The organism is Mycolicibacterium lutetiense, assembly GCF_017876775.1.
GTDB lineage: Bacteria > Actinomycetota > Actinomycetes > Mycobacteriales > Mycobacteriaceae > Mycobacterium > Mycobacterium lutetiense.
Genome location: NZ_JAGIOP010000002.1, coordinates 2,383,682 through 2,395,602, shown reverse-complemented (window position 1 = coordinate 2,395,602; position 11,921 = coordinate 2,383,682). Strand labels below are relative to the sequence as shown.

Annotated in this window: 14 protein-coding genes; 8 read left to right on the top strand and 6 right to left on the bottom strand. The window is 65.3% G+C overall.

The features are described 5' to 3' along the window. Positions 1 to 30: 30 nt before the first annotated feature. Together menE and JOF57_RS20765 are read right to left on the bottom strand one after the other, a co-directional pair. Complete coding sequence (gene menE, locus JOF57_RS20770; protein ID WP_209919538.1) at positions 31 to 1,128, bottom strand: o-succinylbenzoate--CoA ligase; 1,098 nt, start codon at positions 1,126 to 1,128, stop codon at positions 31 to 33. A 41-nt stretch (positions 1,129 to 1,169) separates the two neighbouring features. Then, a complete protein-coding gene (locus JOF57_RS20765; protein ID WP_209919536.1) occupies positions 1,170 to 1,523 on the bottom strand; it encodes a DUF3349 domain-containing protein in 354 nt (117 codons plus the stop codon). A 269-nt stretch (positions 1,524 to 1,792) separates the two neighbouring features. Here JOF57_RS20765 and JOF57_RS20760 point away from each other — a divergent pair, with 269 nt between their 5' ends. From JOF57_RS20760 to JOF57_RS20730, 7 genes are all read left to right on the top strand, one after another. Beyond that, a complete protein-coding gene (locus JOF57_RS20760; RefSeq protein WP_209919534.1) occupies positions 1,793 to 3,079 on the top strand; it encodes an inorganic phosphate transporter in 1,287 nt (428 codons plus the stop codon). A 14-nt stretch (positions 3,080 to 3,093) separates the two neighbouring features. After that, positions 3,094 to 3,378: a hypothetical protein gene (locus JOF57_RS20755; RefSeq protein ID WP_209919532.1), complete on the top strand. Its 285-nt coding sequence runs from the start codon at positions 3,094 to 3,096 to the stop codon at positions 3,376 to 3,378. A 10-nt stretch (positions 3,379 to 3,388) separates the two neighbouring features. Then, positions 3,389 to 3,688, top strand: coding sequence for a DUF3349 domain-containing protein (locus JOF57_RS20750; RefSeq protein WP_209919530.1), 300 nt, complete (start codon positions 3,389 to 3,391; stop codon positions 3,686 to 3,688). A 555-nt stretch (positions 3,689 to 4,243) separates the two neighbouring features. Beyond that, the gene (locus JOF57_RS20745) at positions 4,244 to 4,672 is read left to right on the top strand and encodes an MmpS family transport accessory protein (RefSeq protein WP_209923549.1); all 429 of its coding nucleotides are present in this window, start codon (positions 4,244 to 4,246) and stop codon (positions 4,670 to 4,672) included. Further along, positions 4,669 to 7,569 carry an MMPL/RND family transporter gene (locus JOF57_RS20740; RefSeq protein WP_209919528.1) on the top strand — a complete coding sequence of 967 codons (2,901 nt, stop codon included), beginning with the start codon at positions 4,669 to 4,671 and terminating at the stop codon, positions 7,567 to 7,569. The genes JOF57_RS20745 and JOF57_RS20740 overlap by 4 nt, the downstream gene beginning before the upstream one ends. A gap of 14 nt (positions 7,570 to 7,583) precedes the next feature. Beyond that, complete coding sequence (locus tag JOF57_RS20735) at positions 7,584 to 7,928, top strand: DUF732 domain-containing protein (RefSeq protein ID WP_209919526.1); 345 nt, start codon at positions 7,584 to 7,586, stop codon at positions 7,926 to 7,928. A gap of 14 nt (positions 7,929 to 7,942) precedes the next feature. Continuing rightward, on the top strand, positions 7,943 to 8,395 hold the full coding sequence (locus JOF57_RS20730; protein WP_209919525.1) for a DUF5078 domain-containing protein: 453 nt from the start codon (positions 7,943 to 7,945) through the stop codon (positions 8,393 to 8,395). Between the two features lie 19 nt (positions 8,396 to 8,414). Here JOF57_RS20730 and JOF57_RS20725 read toward each other — a convergent pair whose 3' ends face one another. Genes JOF57_RS20725 through JOF57_RS20715 form a run of 3 tightly spaced genes read right to left on the bottom strand, consistent with a single transcriptional unit; the run spans position 8,415 to position 10,299 of the window. Then, complete coding sequence (locus JOF57_RS20725; protein ID WP_307870060.1) at positions 8,415 to 8,987, bottom strand: TetR/AcrR family transcriptional regulator; 573 nt, start codon at positions 8,985 to 8,987, stop codon at positions 8,415 to 8,417. 13 nt (positions 8,988 to 9,000) lie between these two features. Beyond that, positions 9,001 to 9,384, bottom strand: a complete 384-nt coding sequence (locus JOF57_RS20720) for a VOC family protein (RefSeq protein ID WP_209919523.1) — start codon at positions 9,382 to 9,384, stop codon at positions 9,001 to 9,003. A gap of 45 nt (positions 9,385 to 9,429) precedes the next feature. Continuing rightward, a complete protein-coding gene (locus JOF57_RS20715) occupies positions 9,430 to 10,299 on the bottom strand; it encodes an SDR family oxidoreductase (protein WP_209919521.1) in 870 nt (289 codons plus the stop codon). A 65-nt stretch (positions 10,300 to 10,364) separates the two neighbouring features. Between JOF57_RS20715 and JOF57_RS20710 the strand changes: the two genes are divergently transcribed. Further along, complete coding sequence (locus JOF57_RS20710; RefSeq protein WP_209919519.1) at positions 10,365 to 10,859, top strand: pyridoxamine 5'-phosphate oxidase family protein; 495 nt, start codon at positions 10,365 to 10,367, stop codon at positions 10,857 to 10,859. Positions 10,860 to 10,916: 57 nt separating this feature from the next. Here the strand turns inward: JOF57_RS20710 and JOF57_RS20705 are convergent, their stop codons facing one another. Further along, positions 10,917 to 11,834 carry a 1,4-dihydroxy-2-naphthoyl-CoA synthase gene (locus JOF57_RS20705; RefSeq protein WP_209919517.1) on the bottom strand — a complete coding sequence of 306 codons (918 nt, stop codon included), beginning with the start codon at positions 11,832 to 11,834 and terminating at the stop codon, positions 10,917 to 10,919. Between the last annotated feature and the right edge of the window lie 87 nt (positions 11,835 to 11,921).

The window sequence follows — 11,921 nt, the reverse complement described above, 5'->3', positions numbered from 1 at the left end:
GTACCCATCATGCCTGCGATGGCGAACGGTTTATCGGTCACCGAATCGCGACATGAGCGCCCGGCGGTCCACCTTGCCGATGCCGCGACGGGGCAACTCGTCGACGATGTACACCGCGCGCGGTGCCGCGGTGGCATCCAGCGTCTGTGACACCTGTGCCCGGAGGTCGGCCACGTCGGGGGCTGCCGAACCCGGGGCCAGCACCAGCGCGGCCACCACCCGCTGGCCGAGGCGTTCGTCGGGGACCCCGAACACCGCACACTCGGCGATCGCCGGATGGCCGGCCAGTGCCGATTCGACCAGTTGTGGCAGCACCGTCAAACCGCCGGTGCTGACCGCGTCGTCGACCCGGCCCAGAACGCGTAGGACACCCGAATCATCCATGACGCCAAGGTCATCGGTGCGGAACCAGCCGGCCTCGGCGAACGGATCGGGTGTGATCGGGTCGCGATATCCCTTCGCCACCGTGGCGCCGCCGAGCAGGATGCGGGAATCGTGCACGCGCACCTTCACGCCGTCGAGTGCCACGCCGTCGTACACGCAGCCCCCCGCCGTCTCGCTCATCCCGTAGGTGCGCACCACGTTCACTCCCGCCGCCTGCGCACGTTCGGCCACGCCGGCGGGCATCGGCCCACCGCCGATCAGCACGGCATCGAGTTCGGCCAGCGCCTCCGCAGCGGCCGGGTCCTGCAATGACTTGTCCAGCTGCACCGCCACCAGTGAGGCGTAGCGCCGCCCGCTACCCAAAGCGGCTACCGCAGAGGGCAACTGGCTCGGGTCGAAGGAAGCCGGGACGGCGACGGGCGTGGTGCCGGCCAACGCGCTGCGCACCAGGACCTGCAGACCGGCAATGTGATAGGCGGGCAGGGCGAGCAGCCAGCGACCTTCGCCGCCCAACCGGGCGTGGGTGGACTCGGCGCTGGATCGCAGCGCTGCCGCGGTCAGCAACGCGCCTTTCGGTTTGCCGGTGGTGCCCGAGGTCGAGATCACCACGGCAACGTCGTCGTCGATTTCCTCGCCGGCGCGCAAAGTGGTTGTCAGTAAAGATCTTTGACGTTCGTCGTCGGCGGGAACCGGCAGAATCGCCGACCCGCGTCCGGTCAGGATGTCGCCGAGGGCCGCCAGCAACGCGTCCGTCGCGGATCCGACGGCGATGGGGCGCAGGACGGCTATGCCGGGCCCCCTGGGTCTTTCGGCTCGCCACCGTTGCTGCGGTCGGTGTCGACGGAGTCCTCGGTATCGCGCGGATCGTCCAACGGCCAGCCCTTGACGGCCAGTCGTTCCCGTACCCGCTCGACATCTTCGACGCGGGGCAGCTCGTCGGTGATCTGGGTGATCAGCACACCGATGTCGATGTGATCGAAGTCACCACGATTGATGAGATCCCGTGCGACGGCTTTGACTTCGTCGTTGGTCAGTCGTCGGGTCAGTAGTGCCAACAGCGGCACCCGATCTGGTCCGGGCACCCCGTCGGGGTACCCGGCGTTCAGCCAGGCCGCGATCTTCGCGAGAAATTCGTTCACTGCGCCTACTCCTGATGGTGCACCCCGAGGCTGCCGTCCCCAATTCGGCGGGACAGGAACCGGAGACGGCATTGATCGTAGTGCTGCCGGCCGACTCTGGCATGCAGTGAATTTATCGGCTGTGCCGGGAACGGCAAATGGCCCCGGCAAACAGTGCGGGTTGCCTAGGTGAACACTGGGTGAACTCATTCGTAGCGTATCCGAATTCCCAGCTCAGCACGGTGTTTCCGGCTGGTCAAAATCGCCTGCGGTCCGACAGAATTACGGCCATGAGCGCTGAGCTGATCGTCCTGGTGCTATTGATAGCAACAGCACTGGCTTTTGACTTCACCAACGGCTTTCATGACACCGGTAACGCCATGGCCACCTCGATCGCCACCCGCGCTCTCAAGCCGAAGACAGCGGTGCTGCTCGCCGGGGTGCTGAACCTGGTCGGTGCATTCCTGTCGGTCGAGGTCGCGATCACCGTCACGAGCTCGGTGCTGAAGATTCAGGACTCCAAGACCGGAGCCTTGATCCCGACGATCGACGCCTCGACCGGGCTGACGATCATCTTCGCCGGCCTGATCGGCGGCATCCTGTGGAACCTGCTGACCTGGCTGTTCGGCATCCCCTCGAGCTCGTCGCATGCACTGTTCGGTGGGCTGATGGGCGCCGGCCTGGCCGCCATCGGCCTGGCCGGCGTGAACTGGGCCGGCGTCAGCCAGAAGGTACTCATCCCGGCGGTAGCCGCCCCCGTGATCGCCTGCCTGGTGGCGGGCTGCGGCACCTGGCTCGTCTACCGGATCACCCGCAATGTCGCGCAGAAACGTCGCGAAGCGGGCTTCCGCTGGGGACAGATCGCCACCGCTTCGCTCGTCGCGCTCTCACACGGAACCAACGATGCGCAGAAGACCATGGGCGTCATCGCGCTGGCCCTGATCACCACCGGCCACCTCAGTGGGGACGTGAAGAACGACGGTCTCCCGTTCTGGATCATCGCCTCGTGCGCGCTGGCCATCGGCCTGGGAACCTACATCGGTGGCTGGCGGGTGATCCGCACCCTGGGCAAGGGCCTGGTGGAGATCGAATCCCCACAGGGCCTGGCGGCCGAGGCGTCGTCTGCCGCGATCATCCTGAGCTCGAGCGCCGCCGGCATGGCCCTGTCGACCACCCACGTGGCGACCGGGTCCATCCTTGGCAGCGGCGTGGGCAAGCCCGGCGCCGAGGTGCGATGGGCGGTCGCCGGCCGCATGGCCGTGGCCTGGCTGGTCACGCTGCCCGCCGCGGGCATCGTTGGCGCGCTGGCCTTCTGGCTGTCCCACGGCATTGCATCGCTGACGTCCTCGGCGCTCGCCGGTGACGGGCTGATCTTCCTGGTGCTGGTCGCCCTGTCCGGGTACATGTGGTGGCGCGCCCAGCAGCAGAAGGTCGACCCCAGCAACGTCAACGCCGATTGGGACGACTCCACCAACTCGGTGGTGCCCGCCGAAGTGCGCCATGCCGCCAACTCCACGCCGAACAGTGACAAGCCTGCCGGTACCGCAAAGTCCGGTGCCGACAAGGCCGCGGTCTGACACAAGGAATCGTAATGACTTATCTGGAAGCCATTTTCAAGGTTCTCGCGGTCGGGTTGGTGCTCGGCGCCGGTCTGCCTGCGGTGTTCGCCGCGGGACTCGTGGCCTACTCCAACGGTGGCGGCGGTGTGGGTGCCGACGGCACCACCCACGCCCCCAATGCGGCCCTGAGGTTCCTCGGGTTGGCGTTGTTCACCCTGGTCGGTGTGGTGATTCTGGTGGCCATCGCGTGGATCACGCGGACCACGATCATCCACCACACCGGTGTCGACCTGTTCCCGTTCCTGCCCACGAAGTGAGCTGAGCGTCATGGCTGAAACAACGAGCTTCCTGGACAACGTCCTGCGCTGGCTGCGTGCCGGCTATCCCGAGGGCGTGCCGCACAAAGACCACTTCGCGTTGTTGGCGCTGCTGACCCGATCGCTGACCGAGGATGAGGTGGTCAAGGCCACCCATGACATCCTGCGGTCCAGCGACGGGCACAGCCCGGTCACCGACGACGAGATCCGCGTTGCGGTGCACAACGTCATCGAGAAGGAACCCAACCCCGAAGAGATCAACCAGGTCGCCGCGCGGCTGGCTTCGGTGGGCTGGCCGCTGTCTATTTAGTCACGGCAGCACGCTGCCTGAATCCCCGGCGTAGGAGGATCTGCGCGCCGGCGATCTTGTGAACGCCTGGACCGGGGGGGTGGAGTCCGGCGATCCCCGCGTACGGCAATGCCTCGCGCCGCGCCATCAGGGCCGTTCCCGGCTTCAACGCATAGCTTCTTTGGCTGCGGTCATTCGTTCCACAACTGCGCGATCAGCTTTTGCGCGAAGGAATTTCGGCGAATCGGGCCTGACGCCTGACGCCTGACGCCGCTTGACGGCGATGTCGTCGAACACACCGAAGTGGCGCCAGGGCGGTCCGTCTACGGACTCAGCTGGTAGTAGACCGAACCCCCTTGGCGACGCCCAGGCCGCCACCCGGCTGTGCCGTGCGTTGCCCCAACTCTCCCTGTTGCCACCATCCGGTTGACCACACGGCTGGGCCTATTTGGCCAGTTGGTTAGTTCTACTTATACGACCGGCTTGCTTGAAGTAAGCCGCTTGTATAACTTAAGTCCCGTCGATGACCGCGGTCATCTGGTTCGGGTGGACGGCAGGGTGCAGGAGGAGGCGGCGATGAAATTGCTCAAACGGGTGTGGTTGCCCTTGGTCTTCGTGGCGGTGATCGGCGTAGTGGGGTTGACCGTCGACCGTGTCCGCGGCGTATTTGCATCCGACCCACCGCTGACCACACCGGTGGAGTTCGCGAACGATCCCGACCCGTTCGATCCAAAAGTGTTGACGTACGAGATCTTTGGTCCGGAAGGTGCCGCTGTGGATGTGAACTATGTGGATCTGGAAGGCGAGCCGCAGCGGGTCGACGGCGCCATCCTGCCGTGGTCCATAACGCTGCAGACCACCGAGCCGTCTGCTGCCGCCAACATCGTGGCGCAGGGCAAGACCGACTTTTTGGGATGCCGGGTGATCGTCGACGGTGAGCTCAAGGACGAGCGCACGGCCACCGGCGCCAATGTTCAGACCTTCTGCATCGTGAAGTCCGCATGAGCAGGCACAACGCCGATGCGCCCACCGGACCCATCACCCGCACCGCTCCAGCCCGCTACGAAACCGCCCACTTCGGCAAGATCGCCCGCGTACTCCGCAAGCTTTCGGTGCCGATCATCCTGGTCTGGGTGGGTATCGCCGCCTTTCTGAACGTCGCGGTGCCGCAACTCGAGGACGTCGGTGAGATGCGGTCGGTGTCGATGAGTCCGCAGGAAGCGCCCGCGGTCATCGCCACCCAGCGCATCGGCCAGGTGTTCGACGAATACACGTCGAACAGCTCGGCGATGATCGTCCTGGAAGGTCAGGAGAAGCTGGGCGAGGACAGCCGCCGCTACTACTCCGAGCTGATCGAGAAGCTCCGCGCCGACACCAAACACGTCGAGCATGTCCAGGATCTGTGGAGTGATCCGCTGACCGCGTCCGGGGTTCAGAGCGGTGACGGCAAGGCCGTGTACGTCTCGGCCAACCTGGCAGGCGACCAGGGCGAGGCACTGTCGCTGGAATCCGTCGAAGCCGTCAAACGCATCGCGGAGAGCATCCCCGCGCCCGACGGTGTCGAGGTCTTCGTCACCGGGTCCGCGGCGATGACCGCCGAACAGACCGAGGCCGGCCACGGCAGCATGCGGCTGGTAGAGGCGCTGACCTTCCTGGTCATCATCGTCATGCTGCTCACCATCTTCCGGTCGATCATGACGACAGTGCTGATCATCCTTATGGTGGCGGTCAGTCTGCTGACGGTCCGCGGTGCGGTGGCATTCCTGGGCTACTACGAGATCATCGGTCTCTCGACCTTCGCGACCAGTCTGCTGGTGACGCTGGCGATCGCGATCTCGGTCGACTACGCGATCTTCTTCGTCGGCCGCTACCAGGAGGCCCGACATAGTGGCGAGGATCGAGAGTCGGCCTACTACACCATGTTCGGGGGCACCGCACATGTGATCGTCGGATCCGGCCTGACCATCGCGGGCGCCACCTACTGCCTGAGCTTCACCCGGTTGCCGTATTTCCAGACTCTCGGTGTGCCGCTTGCCATCGGCATGCTGGTGCTCATTGCCACCGCGCTGACGTTCGGCCCTGCCATGGTTACCGTCGCCGGCCGGTTCGTGGATCCCAAACGTGCGATGCGCGTGCGTGGTTGGCGCAAGGTGGGCGCCGCCGTGGTGCGTTGGCCCGGCCCGATCCTGATCGCCACCATCGCGGTGTCGCTCATCGGACTGCTGGCGCTGCCGGGTTATAAGACCAGTTACAACGACCGCCTCTACCTACCCGGTGACATCGCGTCCAATCAGGGCTACGCGGCCGCCGAACGGCACTTCTCGCCGGCCCGGCTGAATCCCGAGATGCTGATGATCGAGAGCGATCGCGATCTGCGTAACCCCGCCGACTTCCTGGTTATCGAGAAGATCGCCAAGGCGGTCTTCCAGGTGGAGGGCATCGGCCGGGTGCAGACCATCACCCGACCCGACGGTACGCCGATCAAGAACACCACGATCCCGTACATGATCAGTCAGCAGAGCACCCTGCAGCGGCTCAACGAGAAGTACAACACCGACCGCACCGCCGATATGACCAATCAGGTTGCGGATATGCAGAACACCATCGAGAGCATGGACAAGATGACCGCCATCACCATCGAGATGGCCGATACCACCAGTCAGATGGTGTCGTCGATGGACGGCATGGTGGCCAACCTCGAAACACTGCGCGACAACATCGCCAACTTCGACGATTTCTTCCGGCCGATTCGGAACTACCTCTACTGGGAACCGCACTGCTTCAACATCCCGATGTGCTGGTCGATCCGCTCGGTGTTCGACGTCATCGACGGCATGGACGTGATGACCAGCGATATGAACGAGATGATGCCGCAGATGCGTCGGCTCAACACGTTGATGCCGCAGATGATCGCGATCATGCCCGAGATGAAGCAGACCATGGTGAACATGCGGGAGATGATGCTGACCATGCAGCAGACCCAGCAGGGTATGCAGGAACAGCAGCGCATCATGGCCGAGACCTCGACCGAAATGGGGAAGGCCTTCACCGATTCGATGAACGACGACTCGTTCTATCTTCCCGCCGAAGCGTTCGAAAACCCGGATTTCGCAAAGGGTCTGGAGCAGTTCCTGTCCCCGGATGGGCATGCGGTGCGGTTCATCATCAACCATGAGGGTGATCCGATGTCCGCGGCGGGCATCGAGCGGATCGACTCGATCAAGAACGCGGCCAAGAAGGCGATCAAGGGCACGCCGTTCGAGGGGTCGACCATCTACCTAGGCGGCACCGCAGCCACCTTCAAGGACATGGCCGACGGCACGAAGTTCGACCTGATCATCGCCGGGGTTGCCGCGGTCGGTCTGATCTTCCTGATCATGCTGCTGCTGACCCGGGCGATCGTGGCCGCGGTGGTGATCGTCGGCACGGTGGTGCTCTCGCTGGGTGCGTCCTTCGGCGTTTCGGTGCTCCTGTGGCAATACCTGCTGGGGATCGAGCTGCACTGGATGGTGCTGCCGATGGCGGTGATCATCCTGTTGGCGGTCGGTGCGGACTACAACCTGCTCGTCGTCTCCCGGCTCAAAGAGGAGATACACGCCGGGCTGAACACCGGCATGATCCGGGCGTTGGGTGGCAGCGGTTCGACGGTGACCGCCGCGGGCATGGTCTTTGCCTTCACGATGATGGTGATGGCGGTCAGCGATCTCACGATCATGGGCCAGGTCGGTACGACGATCGGTCTGGGTCTGTTGTTCGACACCCTGGTGATCCGCGCGTTCATGACGCCGTCGATCGCCGCACTGCTCGGCAAGTGGTTCTGGTGGCCGCAGCGGGTGCGGTCGCGGCCGATTCCGCAGCCGTGGCCCCCGATTCAGCGCCAGCCACAGGAGGCTCTGGTCTAGTGCGGATGTCATGGATGAAACGCGGAACGATCGCGGCGGTGGCGATGGTTGCCGCCGCGGTGGGACCGATGGGTGCCACGCCGATCGCTCACGCCGATCCCGATCAGGAGTTCGCCGAGCAGTTGCACACCTACGGGATCTACGGGCAGAGGGACTACAACGCCTGGATCGCCAAGATCATGTGCAAGCGGCTGCGCAACGGCCTTGACCCGGACGCGTTCGCGTCGGCGAAGTTCGTGCACGCCCAGCTGAACAACGACGCCACGACCGACCAGGCCTGGCAGTTCGTCGGCGGTGCGATACCGGCCTACTGCCCGGAACAGGCGCCCGCGCTCCAGCGCGCCGCCGACGAACGCTGAGGAGTTCAAACCCCATGCGAAGCAAGAGATTCATCGGTACCTACCTGGCTGCGGCCGCCGCGGCCACGACCTTGGTTTTCACGCCGGGCGTAGCGGCCGCCGACGCCACCGACGAGTACCCGATCCCGAGCAACATGCTCAGGACCACCTGCACCGTCGACCAGTACATGGCCGCGGTGCGGGACACGAATCCCGTGTACTACGAGCGTTACATGATCGACTACAACAACAAGCCCGCCGCCGATCAGCAGGGCGCCCGGGACCGTATCAACTGGTTCTTCTCGTTGGACTACGCCGGCCGCCGCCAGTACTCGGAGAACACGGCCACCAACGCGTTCTTCGAGAACATGTCCTGGCGCTGGCCGAACTGGGCCAAATTGTTCTTCAACAACAAGGGCGTCGTCGCGCACGGCACCAAGAACTGCGCGACCTACCCGCCCGCCGATCCGACGGTCTGGACCTGGTAGCGCTCGATTCGCACTGCGCTCACTCGAAATAGGATGAAGTGCGCATCAATTGCTGCGAGGCTTCCAACAGCGTGCGGCGCAGATCTTCGTCGCTGACGTCCTCCAGTGTCTTGTCGGTCACGGCGGCGAAGACGCCGTTGGTGACCATGGATATGACGGCTCTGCCCGCGGGCTTGTGGGCGTCGCCGAGCAGCAGGTTGGTGAAGCGCTCGGTCAGCTCGGTGAGGTCCTCGCGTGACTGGATCAGGTGCTCCAGCGCCGGGTCGGCCTTGAGCACCGCGGCCAGCCGGCGGTGCCGCACGCTCAGGTCGATGAGGCCGCTGATGGTGATCTCGCGGCGGGTGGCCGGGTCGGAGACGGCGTCGGCGATCGCCATCACCCGCGCCATGTCGTCGAACATCGGTTGGGCCGCGGCCGCCACGATGTCTTCCTTGGAGTGGAACTGGTAGTAGACCGACGCCTTACCCACGCCGATGCTGTCGGCGATCATCTGCAATGTGGTGCCGCTGACGCCGTGTTCACCGAACAGTGTCAGCGCGGCCTCGAGCACCCGTGCGCGCGCGGAGCCACGGCCGAGCACTGATTTCGCCACGGCGGTCTCCTCGTCAGTCCCGGGTGTCTCGCCGCAGCGGGTGGGTGTCGGGCACCTGAACGAAAATCAGGGTGATGCCGTCCGGATCGATCACATGCATCTCGTGCAGACCCCACGGCTCCTGGGCTGCGGGTCGGGCGATGGCCACCCCACGGCTTTCCAGCTCCGCCTGAGTGGCATAGACGTCGCGCACCTGCAGCCACAGCGCCCCGGGAAACACACCTGATTCGGTCGGGCTGTGGTGGCCGGCCAACTCGATCAGTGACTGCCCGGCGTAGAACACTGTGCCGGCACCGTATTCACGCGCGATGGCCAGACCGATCCGGTCGCGGTAGAACTCGACCGACTTCGGGTAGTCGACCGGCCGAATCAGCATCCGGCTGGCCAGGATTTCCATGACCCTTGTCTACCACCGCGGCCAGGCGGGCCGCGCCATGACACGTCAGACCGGCTGGACCCGTTGCCGTTTCATCACGGCGTCGACCAGTCCGGGTGCCACGGTGTTGATGGCCTTGGCCGTCACCGCCATCCGTGGCGCGATCTGCACCGGGCGGGTACGCGCCGCGGTCAGCATCCACTCGGCGGCTTCGGAAGCTGACAACCCGGGCAGCCCGTCGTAGGCGCGGGTCGGGGCGATCATCGGGGTCTTCACCAACGGGTAGTACAGCGTCGTGGAATGCACGCCGACGGAGGCCCATTCGGTTTCGATGACCCGGCTGACCGCGGCCAGGGCGGCCTTGGAGGCGTTGTAGACGGCGAACAGCGGTGAGGATTCGTTCATGACGCCCCAGGTGGCGACGTTGATGATGTGCCCGTCGCGGCGTTCGCGCATGCCCGGGGCCAGACCGCGGATCAGCCGCAGCGGTGAGTAGTAGTTGAGCGTCATGGTGCGCTCGACGTCGTGCCAGCGGTCCAGCGATTCGGCCAGTGGGCGCCGGATCGACCGGCCGGCGTTGTTGATCAGGATGTCGACGCCGCCCAGATCGCGTTCGATGGTGGCGACCAGTTCGTCGATGGCATCCAGGTCGGACAGGTCCACCGCATGGGCGCGGGCGTCGCCGCCCTTGGTGGTGATCCGACCGACCAGGTCGTCAAGCAGTTCCTGGCGGCGGGCCACCGCGATGACGGTGGCCCCCTTCGCGGCGAACTTCTCGGCCGCAGCCTCACCGATACCCGAGGAGGCGCCGGTCAACAGGATCCGCTTGCCGGCAACGTTGATGTCGCCACGGGCCTGCAGTCGTTCGGTCAGCGGCGGACGCATGCTGGTCAGCAGCACCTGTTCGGACAGCCGGCGCAGCGGGTTCTTACTCATGGGCCGAGTTTAGGTCGCCTAGCTTTCTGCGATGACTTGTGGGCCTCTGCCGAGTCGATACCGCTATGACGATCACGGGCAAGCTTGACCAGCGCTTCAGCGAGGCGACCGAACCGATCACGTGGCAGGCCGTCGCGGGCGCACTCGACGCCGCCGCGCTTTACTGGCTCACCACGGTGCGCGGGGACGGTCGGCCTCACGTCACGCCGTTGGTCGGGTTGTGGACCGACGACGCATTCGTGTTCTGTACCGGGCCCACCGAACAGAAGGCGCGCAATTTGCAGGCGGGGACGGCTGTTGTGGTGACGACCGGAACCAACACCTGGAATGCGGGCCTGGACGTGGTTGTCGAGGGGACCGCCGTGCGGGTGACGGGTCTGCAGCGATTGACAGCCCTGGCCGATGCCTACCGGGCCAAGTACGGCGACGACTGGGATTTCGCTTGCGACGATCAGGTTTTCGACCCGGACGGTGAGGCCGCGATCGTCTACCAGGTCAGGCCGGCCAAGGCGCTCGCGTTCGCGAAGTCACCGCACGGCCAGACCACCTTCCGGTTCTGACCCCGCGATTTGGGTGCGTTCAGCAGCGCTGACCGCCGCTGAACGCACCCAAATCCCTCAGAAGTAGCGCGGGAATCCGCTCCAGTCCGGATCGCGCTTCTCCAGGAAGGCATCCCGGCCCTCGACGGCCTCGTCGGTCATGTAGGCCAAGCGGGTGGCTTCTCCGGCGAACACCTGCTGGCCCACCAGGCCGTCGTCGATCAGGTTGAACGAGAACTTCAGCATCCGGATGGCCTGGGGCGACTTGCCGTTGATCTCGGCCGCCCACTGCAGGCCGACGGACTCCAGCTCGGCGTGGTCGACGACGTCATTCACCGCGCCCATCTGGTACATGGTCTCGGCGTCATAGGCGCGGCCCAGAAAGAAGATCTCGCGGGCGAACTTCTGGCCGGTCTGGCGGGCCAGATAGGCGCTGCCGAATCCGCCGTCGAAGCTGCCGACGTCGGCATCGGTCTGCTTGAACTTCGCGTGCTGGCGGCTGGCCAGGGTCAGGTCGCAGGTGACGTGCAGGCTGTGCCCGCCGCCGGCTGCCCAACCGTTGACCAGGCAGATCACCACTTTCGGCATAAACCGGATCAGCCGCTGTACCTCGAGGATGTGCAACCGCCCGGCTCGTGCCGGATCGACGGTTTCCGCGGTTTCGCCATCCGCGTACTGGTAGCCGGACCGGCCGCGGATGCGCTGATCGCCGCCGGAGCAGAAGGCCCAGCCGCCGTCCTTCTCTGACGGGCCATTGCCGGTCAGCAACACCACGCCGACATCGGGGGACATCCGGGCGTGGTCGAGGACGCGGTACAGCTCGTCGACGGTGTGGGGCCGGAACGCGTTGCGCACCTCGGGCCGGTCGAATGCGATCCGCACCGTGGGCTGCCGGGCGCCGTCGGCGACGTGACGGTGGTAGGTGATGTCGGTCAGTTCGTCGAAGCCGGGCACCGGCTCCCAGGCCGTCGGGTCGAACGGGTTGTCTGCACTCACGTGCTCGACTGTAGAACGAGGACGACGCGACGTTTCACAGGTACCGTCGCTGGGTATCAGACCTGGCGCGATGATGCGTACGGCGCG